10 protein-coding genes and 2 tRNA genes are annotated in these 16,823 nt (G+C 65.0%); 3 read left to right on the forward strand and 9 right to left on the reverse strand.

Going from position 1 to position 16,823, the window contains the following annotated elements; all coding sequences use genetic code 11:
- Positions 1-4,223: Ig-like domain-containing protein (locus tag BMX99_RS10700; protein WP_175480272.1), on the reverse strand; the 4,223-nt coding region annotated here is incomplete at its 3' end.
- Between the two features lie 733 nt (positions 4,224-4,956).
- A tRNA-Leu gene (locus BMX99_RS10705) sits at positions 4,957-5,042 on the reverse strand.
- Between the two features lie 171 nt (positions 5,043-5,213).
- Between BMX99_RS10705 and BMX99_RS10710 the strand changes: the two genes are divergently transcribed.
- Positions 5,214-5,789: a YqaA family protein gene (locus BMX99_RS10710; RefSeq protein ID WP_093451374.1), complete on the forward strand. Its 576-nt coding sequence runs from the start codon at positions 5,214-5,216 to the stop codon at positions 5,787-5,789.
- Positions 5,786-6,250 (forward strand): disulfide bond formation protein B, encoded by a 465-nt coding sequence (locus tag BMX99_RS10715; RefSeq protein WP_093451377.1) that lies wholly within the window; start codon positions 5,786-5,788, stop codon positions 6,248-6,250. The genes BMX99_RS10710 and BMX99_RS10715 overlap by 4 nt, the downstream gene beginning before the upstream one ends.
- A 38-nt stretch (positions 6,251-6,288) precedes the next feature.
- Here BMX99_RS10715 and BMX99_RS10720 read toward each other — a convergent pair whose 3' ends face one another.
- Positions 6,289-7,296 carry a LacI family DNA-binding transcriptional regulator gene (locus tag BMX99_RS10720; RefSeq protein ID WP_170848756.1) on the reverse strand — a complete coding sequence of 336 codons (1,008 nt, stop codon included), beginning with the start codon at positions 7,294-7,296 and terminating at the stop codon, positions 6,289-6,291.
- Between the two features lie 99 nt (positions 7,297-7,395).
- Positions 7,396-7,863 (reverse strand): Lrp/AsnC family transcriptional regulator, encoded by a 468-nt coding sequence (locus BMX99_RS10725; RefSeq protein ID WP_093451382.1) that lies wholly within the window; start codon positions 7,861-7,863, stop codon positions 7,396-7,398.
- A gap of 118 nt (positions 7,864-7,981) precedes the next feature.
- Here BMX99_RS10725 and putA point away from each other — a divergent pair, with 118 nt between their 5' ends.
- Complete coding sequence (putA, locus tag BMX99_RS10730; protein WP_093451387.1) at positions 7,982-11,416, forward strand: bifunctional proline dehydrogenase/L-glutamate gamma-semialdehyde dehydrogenase PutA; 3,435 nt, start codon at positions 7,982-7,984, stop codon at positions 11,414-11,416.
- A 136-nt stretch (positions 11,417-11,552) separates the two neighbouring features.
- Here the strand turns inward: putA and BMX99_RS10735 are convergent.
- From BMX99_RS10735 to BMX99_RS10755, 5 genes are all read right to left on the reverse strand, one after another.
- Positions 11,553-11,642 (reverse strand) — tRNA-Ser (locus BMX99_RS10735).
- A 195-nt stretch (positions 11,643-11,837) separates the two neighbouring features.
- On the reverse strand, positions 11,838-12,203 hold the full coding sequence (locus BMX99_RS10740; RefSeq protein ID WP_093451390.1) for a glyoxalase superfamily protein: 366 nt from the start codon (positions 12,201-12,203) through the stop codon (positions 11,838-11,840).
- 243 nt (positions 12,204-12,446) lie between these two features.
- Positions 12,447-13,097, reverse strand: a complete 651-nt coding sequence (locus tag BMX99_RS10745; protein WP_093451393.1) for a DUF1236 domain-containing protein — start codon at positions 13,095-13,097, stop codon at positions 12,447-12,449.
- 237 nt (positions 13,098-13,334) lie between these two features.
- Complete coding sequence (locus tag BMX99_RS20010; protein WP_280140394.1) at positions 13,335-15,830, reverse strand: DUF3772 domain-containing protein; 2,496 nt, start codon at positions 15,828-15,830, stop codon at positions 13,335-13,337.
- Entirely contained in the window at positions 15,782-16,813 is a 1,032-nt protein-coding gene (locus tag BMX99_RS10755) for a cysteine synthase A (RefSeq protein ID WP_093451398.1), read from the reverse strand. Before BMX99_RS10755 ends, BMX99_RS20010 begins: the two co-directional genes overlap by 49 nt.
- Positions 16,814-16,823: the final 10 nt, after the last annotated feature.

Raw genomic sequence — 16,823 nt, forward strand, 5'->3', positions numbered from 1 at the left:
GCGTCCGGCGTGTAGACGATCTTGCCGTCCACAATCGCGGCCGAGCCGTTCGCCGGATCCTCAACGGACGTCACCGTCAGCGCATCGCCATCCACGTCGCTGTCATTCGCCAGCACGTCGATGGTCACCGGGGTGACAACATCCGTCGTGTCCGCGTCATCCTCGGCCACGGGCGCATCGTTCACCGGGTTCACGGTGATGGTGACGGTGGCCGTGTCGGTATTCCCTTCGGAGTCGGTCACCGTATAGGTCACGGTATCGGTGCCGTTGAAATCGGCATCCGGGGTATAGACCAGCTTGCCGTCGACAATCTCGATCGAGCCATTGGCCGGGTCGGTCACATCGGTCACGGTCAGAGCATCGCCGTCCGGATCGCTGTCGTTCTCAAGCACGTCGATGGTAATGACGGTGTCTTCGTCGCCTGCGCCCAGGTCATCCTCGGCCACCGGAGCATCCGCCACGGGGCCGACCGTGACGGTGATCGTCGCGGTGTCGGTCAGACCATCGGGATCGGTGACGGTGTAGGTGATCGTGTCGGTGCCGTTGAAATCAGCCGGCGGCGTGTAGGTCACGGTGCCGTCGGGGTTCACGACGACCTCTCCGCCGTTGGCGGACACCGGCGTGCCGACGATGGAGAGCTCGTCCCCGTCCACGTCCGTATCGTTGGCCAGCGGGTCGAAGGTGACCGGCTGATCCTCGGGCGTGTTGACGGCGTCGTCGTTGGCGACGGGCGCGTCGTTCACCGGGTTCACGGTGATGGTGACGGTCGCGGTGTCGGTGTTCCCTTCGGAGTCCGTCACCGTGTAGGTCACCGTATCCGTGCCGTTGAAATCGGCGTCAGGGGTATAGACCAGCTTGCCGTCGACAATCTCGATCGAGCCATTGGCCGGGTCGGTCACATCGGTCACGGTCAAGGCGTCGCCGTCCGGATCGCTGTCATTCTCCAGCACGTCGATGGTGATCACGGTGTCTTCGTCGCCTGCGCCCAGGTCATCCTCTGCCACGGGCGCATCGGCCACGGGGCCAACCGTGACGGTGATCGTCGCGGTGTCGGTCAGACCGTCGGGATCCGTGACGGTATAGGTGATCGTGTCCGTGCCGTTGAAATCAGCCGGCGGCGTGTAGGTCACGGTGCCGTCGGGGTTCACGACGACCTCACCACCATTGGCGGACACCGGAGTACCGACGATGGAGAGCTCGTCCCCGTCCACATCCTTGTCGTTGGCCAGCGGGTCGAAGGTGACCGGCTGATCCTCGGGCGTGTTGACGGCATCGTCATTGGCGACGGGCGCGTCGTTCACCGGGTTCACGGTGATCGTCACGGTGGCGGTGTCGGTGTTCCCTTCGGAGTCCGTCACCGTATAGGTCACGGTATCGGTGCCGTTGAAATCGGCATCCGGCGTATAGACCAGCTTGCCGTCGACAATCTCGATCGAGCCGTTGGCCGGATCGGTCACATCAGTCACACTCAGCGCATCGCCATCCGGATCGCTGTCGTTCTCCAGCACGTCGATGGTGATCACGGTGTCTTCGTCGCCCTCGGCCGCGTCATTGCCGGCAACCGGGGCTTCGTTCACCGGATCCTCGTCAATGAGGATCTCTTCGATCTGGCTGAATTCCAGCGTGCGGCCGTCTGCGAAGGTCACGGTGCCCTTGTAGGACTGGGCGTCGGTGTCATCCATCACCTTGTCGATGGTCACCGGGCCGGCACCGCGCAGGTCCAGCACGTCGTGGTCGAAAATCTCGACCGGGCCATTGCCGCCGATGATTTGATCGCCCGCGCCCTCATCGGCGCTGCGCACGACAAAGGTGTCGTCGCCGCCTTCGCCATAGATCGTGTCGGCCCCTTCGCCGCCCGCCAGCGTATCGTCGCCGCCCTGGCCATCGAAATCGGGGTTCCCGGTCATGTCGGGCACGTTGAAGTAGAGGTCGGTGATATAGATGCCCGAGTTGGTCGCGCCATCCTGAGCATGTTCCACCACGATCTTCGACACCGGACCGGCGATCGAGACCTGAAGGTTGTTCGCATCCGAACCCGAGCTGAGATCGCCCACGTTGGACCGCGCCTGATCGGCACCGGCCACGGCGTCGGTGTCCGACAGGCTCATGCCCGAACCGCCGGTCAGCGTGACTTCGATCGGGTTGCCATCGGCATCCCAGGCCTTGACCGTGACGACCCCGTTGGTGTCCAGGTCATTGATGTTGAAGTCGACATTGGTGACGGGCTGAGAGAATTCCCACTGGAAATCACCTTCGTTGCCGTCGCCCTTGGTCTGGGACTTCAGGCCCGAATTGCCGTCGATCGTCTCACCGCCGGTGTCGATCCCGCTGGTGTTCAGATCGGCGTTGTTGTCGATTTCGGATTCGTGGCGGCCGGTGTCCTTGATCCGGGTGTAGGTCACATCGACCGACCCGGTGTTCTGGGTGACCGTGCTGTCGGCCTGGCCCTGGGACACGGGCTGCCAGTTGAAGCTTTCGCGCGGACCGTCGTCGGAACCGCCGGCATCCATGTCGCCGTTGTCGCCATAGATCAGGTCGGCACCTGCGCCGCCCTCGATGGAATCGTCGCCCATGTTGCCATAGATCGTGTCGTCGCCCGAGCCGCCCAGAAGCGTATCGTCGCCGGCCACGTCATCGCCGCCACCAATCCCGCCGGTGTCTTCCAGCGCGTCGAAATAGATGTCGGTGACGTTAATTTCCGAGGTGTGATCGCCGTTCTGCACATGGGTGACCTGCAGCTGCGCCACCGGACCGGGGATGTTCACCAGCACCGAATGTGCCGGGCTGTCATCGGGGGCCAGGTCGCTGCCCAAATGGGTCACGACTTCCTTGCCGCCGATCCCGTCGGCGTCGGTCAGGGTCAGATGGGTGCCCCATTCCGCCTGCACGTCGATTTCGGTCAGGATGCCATCGGGGCCGATGGCCTTGATGATGACCTTGGAATCCGCGTCGATGTCATTGATCCGGAACGACACATTCCCGACCGAGGAGCTGAAGTCCCAGGCATAGGTCGCGCTTTCGCCCGTGCTGTTCAGATGCGACGCCATCGAGGAGGACTTGTCCGCCTCGGCCCCGCCCGTGTTGATCGAATGCACCTTCTGGGTGTCGGTTTCGAACCGGGTTTCCGGCGTCTTGTTCGAGGTCACGACCGAGAAGTTCACATCCACCGACCCGGTGTTCTGCGTGAACCCGCCCGAGATGTCGTCCTGGTTGTCGATCCCGCCCGATCCGTTCGGATCCGGGGCCTTGTCCCATTCAAAGCTTTCCCGCTCGCCCGAGCCGCCGGGCGTTCCGGGACCGGAATGCGAGCCATTGTCGCCAAAGATCAGGTCATCCCCCTGCCCGCCTTCGACGGAATCGTCGCCTTCGTTGCCGTAAAGAACGTCGTTGCCTTCGTCGCCCTTGATGGTGTCGTTCTCTTCGTTGCCAAAGATCGTGTCATCACCCGAACCGCCTTCCAGGCTGTCCGCACCGGGCACACCGGCGTCCAGACCGTCGAAACCACCTTCGTGGTAATCGATCTGGGTCACCTGGCACGAGCCATTGGTCCACAGTTCGATCTTGGCGGCGGCGTCGATGTTCAGGTCCAGCGTATAGGCATCGGCCTGGGTGTTCACCTGGCCTTCAAACAGGATCTTGCCGTCTTCGGCGGTGATTTTCACCTTCGCGCCCAGATGCGCGTCATCGAAGACCAGGCCCTTCAGCAGGACGGATTTGTCCAGCTCGAAGGTCAGCTTCTGGTCCCAGGCATGTTTGTGGGACAGCTTGTCAAAGCTCAGATGGCCCCAGTCGAACCATTTGTTGCCATCGCAAGAGGTATTGATCAGGTCTTTGCAGTCGTAGGATTTGGTGACGGAGGATCCCCCGGGCGCGCTATCGCGGGATTCGTCACCATAAATCACGTCATTGCCCTGGCCTCCGTAGGCCGTGTCACCGGCTCCGCCACCATAGACTTCGTCATTGCCCTGACCGGAATGCACCACGTCTGCGCCGTCACCGGCGATCACGATGTCATCGTCGCCCATCTCTCCGGGAAGCAGCGCGTCATTGCTGTCGATCTTGTCGCCGTCACTGTCGGTGTAACCCGCGCCGATCGTGTCCGCGCCATTGGTGCCTTCGACATATCCGTCGGGCGCCGGGGTCGGCGTGGTCGTGGTCGACCCTCCGGACCCGTGCGAGTCGTGATCGTGCTTAAGCCAGTCCCAGAAAAAGAACCCAGTCATAGTCTCACCCTTCGTGACCATCGGGATCAGACTGATCCGTCCGGTGTTGCGGCCGGTGCGCGCGCCGCGACACCGTCATCCAAATCCATTGTCCTGTATCCTTGGGTCGTGCCTGGACCGCCGGCGCTGGACACATGGTCCTTCTGCCTTGTGGCGTCCCGCCTGGCCGAATGATCGACCGGGCCCCGAAACCGGGTACACATCCCTTGGATGCATGACAGTCGACAGCCGCCCCATGGCCGTCTGATTGGTGCCCACCCAGTCGGGCACTTGATGTTTTAAGCCCCTGAACATGTCGAACAAAGGAAAAAACCTCGGAAAATTAATGTCGGCGGGCCGTCGCCGCGCCCCATTTCAGCCCGCTTTGCCCCGGTTTCACACGCTTTGCGGCAGCCAGCTGACCCAGGCCTCACGGCACCATCCCCCCTTTGCCCACAGAAATTAAGGGAAAATTAAAGCTTAACCAGTCCCTAACCCCACAACCTTTCGGCGAACCTTGCGTCAACCTGAGGCATCGGAGCCGGGCCGAAGTCCGCCAAAATCCGCACACAATTCGCCGTGATCCGCCCCGTTTTTGTCCAAGCTTCGTCACCAATCGCAGGGGCGATACGGGATTGGTTCCGGGAATATGGCACCAAACAGGGTAAACGCCCGAATCGTAAACGAATTCCCAAACCGCATTCCGGGGGCTGTGCCGGGCGGTTCAGCGTTAAACTGGATTATCAAGAGATGCTGGTACCCAAGGTCGGACTCGAACCGACATGACCTCGCGGCCGGGGGATTTTGAATCCCCTGCGTCTACCATTCCGCCACTTGGGCACCTCTGGCCGGATCCGCGGATCCGGTCCGAACCTCCTACTCAAAGATGCAAACCACGTCCAGCGGGAATGCGGGCCACTGGACTGCCCCGCCCGGCCCACATGACTTGACCCTGTGACCTGCGCGTGTTTCCTGCGACTGGACAAAAGGTCAGGCAAACCGGGCAGAGACATGCGCAAACTCTACGACTGGACGATCCGTATGGCCGAACACCACAACGCCTTGTGGGTGCTCGCCTTCATCTCATTCATCGAGGCCTCGTTCTTCCCGATCCCGCCCGACCTGCTGATGATCCCGATGATCATCGCGGCACCCCGGCGTGCCTGGCTGATCGCCGGCGTGGCCATGGTGTCATCCGTCCTGGGTGGCATGCTGGGCTATGCCATTGGCGCGCTGGCCTACGAAGGCCTGGGCCAGCCGATCCTGGCGGCCATGGGCAAGGGCGACGCGATGGAGGCCTTCAACCAGACCTTCGTCGATGCGGGCTTCTGGGCGGTGCTGGGCGCAGGCATTACGCCCTTTCCCTACAAGGTCATCACCATCATGGCCGGCTGGACGGGCATGCCGCTGGCGACCTTCATCGTCACCTCGATCATCGCGCGGGGGCTGCGGTTCTTCATCGTGGCGGGGCTGCTGTTCTACTTCGGGCCGCCGGTGCGCAGCTTTATCGAAAAGCGTCTGGGCCTTGTCTTCACGATCTTTTTCCTTGCCCTCCTGGGCGGTTTCGCAGTGATACGCTTCCTATGACCAAGTTCCGTACCCTGACCCTGATCGCCGCCGGCGGATCCCTGGCCCTGCTTCTGGGGGCCTTCGCCTTTCAACACATCGGCGGGCTTGCGCCCTGCAAGCTCTGCCTCTGGCAGCGCTGGCCCCATGCCGCCGCCATCGCCATCGGCGCGCTGGCCCTGGCGCTTGGCAACCGTCTGCTGGCCTGGCTGGGCGCGCTGGCCGCGCTGGCGACGGCCGGCATCGGGATCTTTCACACCGGGGTGGAACGCGGATGGTGGGAAGGCCCGTCGACCTGCACGTCCTCGGGGATGGGCAACCTGTCGGCGGATGAGCTTTTCGACAAGATCATGAACGCCCCGCTGATCCGCTGTGACGAGGTCGCCTGGTCCATGCTTGGCCTGTCGATGGCTTCATGGAACGCGATCATCGCCTTGGTGCTGGCCGCGATCTGGGTCAAGGCCGCGCTGACGCAGGATTAACACCTGATTTCAGACACCTGAGAGCCGGTTTTAAACTACTACCGAAGGTCGAAACAGGAACCGCGATCCACCAGGCGATAGCGGATATGGCTGGTCTGCGCCGGTCCGCGATCGCCCCGGATCCGCCCCAGCACCTGCGCCGAGACCCGGTCGATCAGGATCTCGCGCTCCAACCGCAGGGCGGTGATCGGCGGCACGTGTTCCTCGGCCATGGGGCTGTCGCCGACAGCGATCAGGGACACGTCCTCGGGCACGCGCAGCCCGGCATTGGCGATTGCATTCAGCACCGAGGACAGCACCACGGACCCCTGCACCAGCAACGCGGTCGGCCGGTCGGGGGATGCCAGAACCGCCTTCACCTCGGCAAAGACGGACGAATTGGGCGTCACCGGCATCACCTTTTCCGGCACCTCCAGCCCCGCCGCGGCCATAGCGGCGTCAAAGGCCGCGTGGCGCAAAAGCCCGGGCCGCGTGGCCAGCTGGGAAAACACCGGCAGGATCCGCCGGTGACCCAGATGCACAAGGTGCTGCACGGCCTCCTGGATCGACTCTGCGTGGTCGAACAGCACCCGGTCGGCCTCGGTCTCCATATCGCGGTCGACGATGAAGATCGGGGCCGGGAAATCCTCTAGAAGTTTCAGAAGCTCTGGGTCGTCCTGGTTGCCCGGTGCGATGACGATGGCGTCCAGCCCGCGTTCGGCAAAGGTGCGGATCGCGCGGACTTCCCGGTCCAGCTTTTCCGAACTGGCGGTGATCAGGGTGACGAACCCCTCTTCCGCCCATTTGTCCTGCAAGGCGTTGAACAGCCGCGTATAAAGCGGGTTTTCAAGATCCGAGAACAGACAGCCGATCAAGCGCGACGACCGCGACCGCAGCGCCCGTGCGGCGGCATTGGGCCGATAGCCCAGATCCCGCGCGGCCTGTTCGACGATCTCTTTGGTGCGGGCCATGACCCCCGGCGCGGCATTCATCGCCCGGCTGGCCGTCCCGACCGAGACACCCGCCTTGCGCGCCACGTCCTTGATGGTGATCTTCTTGGCCGTCACACTTGTCTTCCTTCGTCCGTCGGTCCTGCCCCTGCTCCCTTCCCTGATCATGGCGAAGCGATCGGGAAATGTCTAAGCGAAAGGGCGCGGAACCGATGCTCAGGGCGACACAACCCCATGATCGCGCACGGATTCCATCGACACATAGGTCGAGGTCGACGCGAGATACGGCAGACGAGAGATCTGTTCCCCCAGCACATGCCGATAATCCACGATGTCCCGCGTGCGGATCTTCACCAGGTAGTCGAAGCCGCCGGCGATCATGTGACAGGCCTCGACCTGGGGGATCTTGCGGATGGCGGCGTTGAATTCCTTCAACGCCGCCTCGCGCGTGTCGGACAGCCGCACTTCCAGAAAGGCCACGTGGTCCAGCCCCAGCTTGGCCGCCGATAGTTCCGCCCGGTAGCCGGTGATCACGCCCATGGCCTCCAACCGTTTGACCCGCGCGGTCACGGGCGTCTTGGACAGCCCGACCTGGGCCCCAAGCGCGGTCATGGAAATCCGTCCATCCACGGCCAGCACGGACAGGATGCGGTGATCGAAAGTATCAAGCTGCGCGTCACTCATGGATCATATCGCCTAAGATCGGGCCAAAATTCAGGCCAAACGGCCTTCGATCACAGCATTGCAGGAAAACCGCCCATGCGAAACCCTGTATTCTGGTCCCAACACCTGGAGACACCCCATGATCGACATCAACCCCGCCTGGGACCGCAACAAACACCGCGATGAAGCCGCGCTTCTGTCCGACCTGATCGCCCTGGCCGACCTGGATGGCCCGGCCCGCGCCGCCATCGTCACCCGCGCCACCGCCCTGGTCAAAGAGATCCGCGATGCCTCGGACCCCGGTCTGATGGAGGTCTTCCTGGCCGAATACGGCCTGTCGACCGAGGAAGGCGTGGCGCTGATGTGCCTGGCCGAGGCGCTGCTGCGCGTGCCGGACGCCGCCACCATCGACGCGCTGATCGAAGACAAGATCGCGCCGTCGGACTGGTCTTCGCACCTGGGGCATTCGACCTCTCCTCTGGTCAATGCCTCGACCTGGGGGTTGATGCTGACCGGCCGCGTGCTTGAGAAGAAGGAACCTGGCGTGGCCGGCACCCTGCGGTCCATGGTGCGCCGCATGGGTGAGCCGGTGATCCGCAACGCCGTCGGGGCCGCGATCCGCCAGATGGGCCGTCAGTTCGTTCTGGGCGAGACGATCCAATCCGCGATGGACCGCGCGAAGCGCAAGGAATCCAACGGCTTCACCTACTCTTATGACATGCTGGGTGAAGCGGCGATGACCCGCGCCGATGCCGATCGCTATGCCCGCGCCTATACCGATGCCATCACCGCCATCGCCGGTGCCGCCAAGGGGGCGGACGTGCGGTCGAACCCCGGGATCTCGGTCAAGCTGTCGGCGCTGCACCCGCGTTACGAGGTCGCCAAGACCCCGCGCGTCATGGCCGAACTGGTGCCCGTTCTGACCGACCTCTGCCGTCAGGCCGCCGCCGCCGGTATCGGGCTGAACATCGACGCGGAAGAGGCCGACCGCCTGGCCCTGTCGCTGAAGGTGATCGAGGCCACGCTGGCCGATCCCCAGCTGGCCGGATGGGAAGGTTTCGGCATCGTCGCCCAGGCCTATGGCCGCCGCGCCGGTGACGTGATCGAGGCGCTGTACCAGATGGCCGAAACCCACGACCGCCGCATCATGGTGCGTCTGGTCAAAGGGGCCTACTGGGACAGCGAAATCAAGCTGGCCCAAGTCGAGGGGCTGGAAGATTTCCCCGTCTTCACCCGCAAGGAAGCCAGCGATGTCAGCTACATCGCCCTGGCCCGCCGCCTGCTGTCGCTGACCGACCGGATCTATCCGCAATTCGCCACCCACAACGCCCATTCCGTGGCCGCCGTGCTGGAAATGGCCCGCGATCTGCCGCACGAGGCCTTTGAATTCCAGCGTCTGCATGGCATGGGCGAGGCGCTGCATGACATCGTGCTAAAGCGCGAAGGCACCCGCTGCCGGATCTACGCCCCCGTCGGCGCGCATCGCGACCTGCTGGCCTATCTGGTGCGCCGCCTGCTGGAAAACGGGGCGAATTCGTCCTTCGTCAACCAGATCGTCGACGAGGACGTCCCCCCCGAGGAGGTCGCCGCCTGCCCCTTTGCCGCGCTGGACCGGCCCCGCGATCAGCAGCTGACCCATGGCCCGGACCTGTTCCAGCCCGAGCGGCGCAATTCCCGCGGCTGGGATCTTCAGGATGTCACCACGCTGGCGCAGATCGACGCCGACCGTGCGCCTTTGGGTAAGCTGACCGTTGCGCCGATCCTGGCCGATGATCAGACCGGTGACCGGGCCGAGACGCGGACCAGCCATGACAACCTGAACCCGGCGACAGGCGCGAAGATCGGCACCACGCAGATGGCCTCGACCCGGGATGCCGAACGCGCGCTGGCCGCCGCCCGCCCCTGGGATGCGCCCGTCGCCACAAGGGCGGAGGTGCTGAACCGCGCCGCCGACCTTTACGAGGCGCATTATGGCGAGGCCTTCGCCCTTCTTGCCACCGAGGCCGGAAAGACCCTGGCCGACGCCGTCGCCGAACTGCGCGAGGCGGTGGATTTCCTGCGCTACTACGCCGCCCGCGCCGCGCAAGAGGACGCGCCCGCACGCGGCATCTTCACCTGCATCAGCCCTTGGAACTTCCCCCTGGCCATCTTCACCGGCCAGATTGCCGCGGCCCTGGCCACCGGCAACGCCGTCCTGGCCAAACCGGCCGAAACGACGCCCGCCATCGCCGCCTGGGCGGTGCGCCACCTGCTGGCGGCGGGCGTGCCCGCCACGGCGTTGCAACTGCTGCCGGGGGAAGGCCGGGTGATCGGCACCGCGCTGACCTCGGACCCGCGCGTGGCGGGGGTGGCCTTTACCGGATCCACCGCCACCGCGCGGCGCATCCAGGCGGCCATGGCCAAGGGCTGCGCCCCGGGCACGCCGCTGATCGCGGAAACCGGCGGGCTGAACGCCATGATCGTGGACAGCACCGCCCTGCCCGAACAGGCGATCCGCGACATCGTCGCCTCGGCCTTCCAGTCGGCGGGTCAGCGCTGTTCCGCGCTGCGCTGCCTGTACGTGCAGGAAGACATCGCCAAGCCCTTCCTTCGGCTGCTGACCGGGGCCATGGACGAACTGGCCCTGGGCAACCCCTGGGACATCGCGACGGACGTGGGCCCGATCATCACCGCCCAGGCGGCGAATGAGATCACCGCCCATGTCGAGGCCGCCGCAGCCGAGGGTCGCCTGATCCACCGCCTGACCGCCCCGCAGGACGGATCCTTCGTGGCCCCCGCGCTGATCCGCGTCGCTGGCATCGGCGACCTGGGCCGCGAGGTCTTTGGCCCCGTGCTGCATGTCGCCACCTATCGCGCGGCGGATCTGGACCGGGTGATCGCCGATGTGAACGCCACCGGCTATGGGCTGACCTTCGGGCTGCACAGCCGCATCGACGACCGGGTTCAGCAGGTGGCCGAGGCCGTGCATGCCGGCAATATCTATGCCAACCGCAACCAGATCGGCGCCATCGTCGGATCCCAGCCCTTTGGCGGCGAAGGCCTGTCAGGCACCGGTCCCAAGGCGGGCGGCCCGACCTACCTGGCACGGTTCACCCGCCGCGCCGCGCCCGAGCCCCAGGCCGAGGATGCGAAGGCCACGGATGTCGCCGCCCTGTCCAAGGCGCTAACCGCGCCGAGGAAGGCACAGGTCACGCAGCACGTCCTGCCCGGCCCGACCGGAGAGCTGAACCGCCTGTCGATCCTGCCCCGTCCCCCGGTGCTTTGCGCCGGACCGGGAGAGGCCGCGCGCAAGGCGCAGATCGCCCGGATCGAGGCCCTGGGCGGCATCGCCCTGCCCGTCGCCGCGCTGCCGGCAGACAGGCTGGCGGATCTGCCCGATTTCGGCGGGTTGGTCTGGTGGGGCGATGCGGGCACGGCGCGCGCCTATGCGGACGCCTTGTGCGAACGTCCGGGGCCGATCCTGCCGCTGATCACCGGGCTGCCGGACCGCGGCCACGCCTGCCAGGAACGCCACCTCTGCGTCGATACCACCGCTGCCGGGGGCAATGCCGCCCTTCTGGCCGGGGAAAATTGATCAACCGACTTATCCCCCGGTTCTGACACGACAAAACCCGGCCCCTTGGGGGCCGGGTTTTTGCGTTTCACACCCCCGACGCGACAGGCAAAGCACCCATACAAGCGGCAAATCCAAAATAGATTTCAGGGGGTTGTGGCGGAGAGGAAGGGATTCGAACCCTCGAGACGGTTCCCCGCCTACACACTTTCCAGGCGTGCGCCTTCGACCACTCGGCCACCTCTCCGAGGCCGCTCATACACAATGCCCGGCGGGGGGTTCAACCCGTATTTTCACACCTTTTGCAGGTTCTGACAAAAAACTGTCAAAAAGATCCCCGACCAGCTCTTTTGGCCGGGTCCGTTGGCCCGGTCCGTTGGCCGGATCGCCGCGCCATTTCCGCATGATGCCCCTGCGGCTGCGCATGCCACGTGACGGGTCGTCAGCCTTCCTGAGCCTCGGCAAAACGAAGACGGTTGCCGAAGGGGTCGATCACTTCAAAGGTCAGGCCCCAGGGGGCGTCCTCCAACCCGGGGCGGTTGTTGGCGTAGGGCCGCGCCATGATCTCTTCGTGCAGGGCCTTCACGGCGCGCATCCGCACGAACGTTATGCTGCCGGGGGTGGCATCGCCGTGATGTTCCGACAGATGCAGCACCAGCCCGCCCCGCTGGATCCCCATGTAAAGCGGCGCTCCGGGGTGGAACCTGTGTTCGAACTGCACCTTGAACCCCAGCCAGTCAAGGTAGAAGGCCCGCGCCTTGCCTTCGTCAAAGCTGCGGAAAATGGGACAGGTTTCGGTGATCTGCATCGGGCTGCTCCTTCGCTTGGGTCTTGTGACGCGCGCCCCGCATCGGTCCCGGTGTCGGGCCGGACGCGGGTCATGGGGCGTCATACAGGGACTTGGGGCTGGCAAGGGGCTGGCCTGCGGCGACCATCGCGCGCAGGCGGCCCAAGGTCAACGCCCCGCCCCCTTGACCTGAACGCGAAAGGAAAAGGCCCGCCCCGGGATACGGGACAGGCCTTGATCCAAGGCTGGATCAACCGGGGATGGTTACCGGATCACGCGCACGATGGTGCGTTCACCGTCCACCACGACCGGGTTGCCGTTCAGGTAGACGTAGCGATAGTCGCTTTCCGGGATCGCGGTCAGGGTGACCTCTTGCGGGATGCCGGCACCAACGACCACTTCACCTTCCACATAAACCGGCTGAACCGGGTTGGCGGTGATATAGGTCACGGTCTTCTCGGGCACGGCTTCGTTGCCGGCGATGGCACCAACAGCTGCGGCACCGGCCACGGCGGCAGGACCGCCGATCAGCGACATGGCAAGAGCACCGGCACCCAGACCACCGATGGCGGCGGCGCGTTCACGGTCGTCCTTGTTCACGTCAACGGTTTCCACGTCGAGCTTGGAGACGTTCTGATAGACAACCGTCGGCTGGTTATCCAGCGAAGCGGTCAGGTAAGGGCTATAGGCCCAGCCCTGCGTACCTTCATAGCTGACCTTGCACCATGCGCCGTCCAGAACGCATTCGTCGACGGAAACCATGGCGTCACCGGGGATGACATCAAGGATCGCGCCGCGCGGGTCGGGCAGATCGCGCAGGTTCAGATCGGTGGTGGCAGTCGCATCGGTCGAGGCCATCGCGGTGGTGGCGGTCAGGATGGCTGCGGCGCTCAGGCCGAGGGTCTTGGCGAACATAGTCTTACTCCTTCATTGCGGGACCGGTGCGGCCCCTTCCCGACAGGCAGACCGTTGTGGTCGGTGCCGTCGTCGTGTGGGGTGTCCAACCCGCGCAAATCAGGAATGTTCCGAGAAACTTCAGAGGCTTCGGCGGAACCCCGCCGGTTGACGCCAGCGAGCGTCGGGTCCTTTGCATGCGTCATGCGCCGCCCTGCGGCAGGGGAAACAGGCGTCTCTTCGACCGGGCGGCCGGTCTTATCGACCCTCGCCCCCGTCGCCCGAAGCATCGCCTGTCTCACCGTCTTGGGACCCCGGCAGATCCTCGGGCGTCAGTTGCTGTTCGGCGGCCTGGGCTTCGTCCCTGGTCAGCGGCTCTGCCACCGGGGTGGCGGCGGGCGGCGCGGTGTCCGGGCGCAGGGCCTCGGGGTTGCGCAGCCAGATGTCGCGCTGCGCAAAGGGAATCTCGATCCCGGCCTCGGCAAATCGTTCGGTGATCTGGTGGTTCATCTCGGTCTGGACCTGCAGGATCGCGGTCACGTCGCGCAGGATCGCCCGGATCTCGAAATCCATGGAATCCGCACCGAACCCCTTGAACAGGATGAAGGGCGGCGGGTTCAGAAGCACCATGGGCTGGGCCTCGGCCACCTCTTGCAGGATCTTCTCGACCTGGCGGGTGTTCGACCCATAGGCCACCCCGACCGGAACGATGATGCGCCCGACCAGGTTGCCGCGCGTCCAGTTCGTCACCGTGCCGGACACCAGATCCGCATTGGGCACGATCACATCCGTGCGGTCGAAGGTCTCGATCCGGGTCGAGCGGACCGAGATGTCGCGCACATAGCCCATCTGCCCGCCGACCTGGATCCAGTCGCCGATGGCCACGGGCCGTTCGATCAGCAGGATGATCCCCGACACGAAGTTCGACACGATGTTCTGAAGGCCGAAACCGATCCCGACCGACAGCGCACCGGCGACAATCGCCAACGACGACAGGTCCAGCCCGGCACTTGTGACCGCGATCACCCCGGCGGCAAAGATCCCCACGTAGCCCATGCCCGAGGCGACGGCGTTCTGACCGCCCACGTCCAGCTTGGTCTTGGGCAGCACCGTCGTCCGCAGCGCGCTTTGCACCATGCGGGTGGCGACATAGCCGATCGCGAAGATCACCACGAAGGTCAGGAAATCGGTTGGGCTGATCCGCGTATCCCCAAGCGAGAAACCGGCAAGGAACCGTGTCCAAAGCTCGGTCAGGTCGGTGACGCGGGCGCCCCAGATCAGCGCAAAGGCAGGGATCGACACCAGCACCAGCGCGAATCCGGCCAGCACCGGGGTCAGCGCTTCTTTCACGCCGTCGCGGTTGCGGGTGAACAGGATGTAAAGTTCGTCCACCAGACGCTGCAGCACCACCAGAAGCGCCATCAGCATAAGCGATGCGATGGTGGGATAAACCAGCGCCTCACCGGCGTTGAAATAGCCGATGGCGGCAAAGATCGGCCCGGCGACGGCCACGGCCATGGTGATCCGCGACAGGATGGTCAGCAGGCGGCTTTTGACATCCACCTCGGTCTCGGCGGTTTCCTTGGCGTGGCGCAGCAGAAGTTGCGCCAGACGCAGCAGCGCCAGCGCCGCGACCACCAGCAGCGGGAAGGTCAGGACCGAGGTGACCTCGGCCCCCCAACCAGCGAAATCCTGGATGCGACGCAGCGGTTCGATCAGGAACAGCACCAGCCCCAGGGTCAGCGCGTGGATGCGCCCCTCGGCCCGGCGGATCCCGTCAAGCGCCAGCGGAAGCTCGAATTTGTCGGTGCGCGGGAACAGCCGCCCGCCCAGCCAGCGCGCCGCGAAGAACTGGAACCCCGCCGCCGGAAGAGCCTGCACCAGCATCTCGCCCCGGGCACCCAGCATTTCCGTCGACAGCCCCGCGATCGCCAGGCAGATGAAGCCGACGACCGGCACGATGATCTGCCCGATCGACACGACAAAGCCCGCCAGCCAGCGTTCCGCCGTGCGGTCCCGGTCCTGCAGGCGCGAGGCAAGCCGTTCGACCCAGTAGCGCCCGCGCAGCGTCAGGATGAAGGCCAGCGTCAGGAAAAACACCGTCATGGGAAGGACTTGCTGGAAGTCCGCGCGCCGCGCCGGGTTGGTCCAATTGTTCTGGATGTCATCCGCGGTGCGGGTGAAGAAGTCGACCAGCGCCGTCACCGCCTGGGGCCAGAGCACCGGGTTCAGCGGCGTCGGACCCAGTTCCAGCAGACGGTCCGCCTGCCGGTCACGCAGGATACGGTCGATCTGCGCGATCAGCGCGTCGGCCCGGCTATAGGCGACCTCGGCGCGCTGCACGGGCGCGCGCAGATCGTTCAGCCGTGTGTTCAGCGTGTCGCGCTGCTGCGCCGTTTCGGGGGCTTCCTCGCCCTCTTCGGGCTTTGGGCCAAGGGCGTCGATCTGGGCGCGCACGGCCTCGATCGCGGCGGCGTTCTGGGACCGGGCGGCCTGAAAGGTCTGACGCCAATTGGTCAGCTCTTCCCGCAGCACCTCGAACGCCTGTTCCGAGGCCGCCTCGGCCCCGATTGCCGTCTCGGCGCGGGCGGCCACATCTACCCAGGCGTCGTAATCGATGTCCTGCGCAAAAACGGAAACCACGCTGCCGATCAGCAGCGTGGTCATCAGCACGACCCAAAGGGCGGCCTGTCTTAGTCTTTCGATCACTCTTCGAACACGCCGGGGATCGAGCGCGGCGAGCCATCCATCCATTCCGGCACGGGCAGGTTCTTTTCCTTCAGGAACGCGGGGTTGAACAGTTTCGACTGATACCGCGTGCCATAGTCGCACAGCACCGTGACAATGGTGTGACCCGGGCCCAACTCGCGCGCCAGGCGCACCGCGCCGGCGATGTTGATGCCCGAGGATCCGCCGACGCAGATGCCCTCTTCGGCCAGCAGATCAAAGACGTAGGGCAGCGCCTCTTCATCGGGGATCTGGTACATCATGTCGGGGCGGAACCCGTCGAGGTTGCGGGTGATGCGCCCCTGCCCGATGCCTTCGGTGATCGACCCGCCTTCCGGCTTGGCCTCACCATCCTTGTACAGGCTGTAGACGCCCGAGCCCATGGGATCGGCCAGGCCGATCTTCACGCCCTTGGGCTGCAGCGCCAGGCCAACACCGGCCAGCGTGCCGCCCGACCCGACCGAGGCGACGAAGCCGTCGACCTTGCCGTTCGTCTGTTCCCAGATCTCCGGCCCGGTGCTGTCGATATGCGCCTGGCGGTTGGCCACGTTGTCGAACTGGTTCGCCCAGACCGCGCCATGCGCTTCGGTCGTCGCCAGTTCCGCCGCCAGCCGTTCGGAATAGCGCACGTAGTTGTTGGGGTTCTTGTAGGGAACCGCAGGAACCTGAACCAGATGCGCGCCGGCCAGGCGGATCATGTCCTTCTTTTCCTGGCTCTGGGTTTCAGGGATGACGATGACGGTCTTGAACCCCATCGACGCCCCGACCAGCGCCAGGCCGATGCCGGTGTTGCCGGCGGTGCCTTCGACGATCGTGCCGCCCGGCTCCAGCTGGCCCTTGGCGATGGCGTCCTTGATGATCCACAGCGCGGCGCGGTCCTTGACCGACTGACCGGGGTTCAGGAACTCGGCCTTGCCCAAGATGGTGCAGCCCGTTTCCTCGCTGACCTTGCGCAGTTTGATCATCGGGGTATTGCCGACCGCGTGGGCCAGATCCTGAGCGACGAGCATGGGGCTATCC

Source organism: Pseudooceanicola nitratireducens (assembly GCF_900109195.1).
GTDB lineage: Bacteria > Pseudomonadota > Alphaproteobacteria > Rhodobacterales > Rhodobacteraceae > Pseudooceanicola > Pseudooceanicola nitratireducens.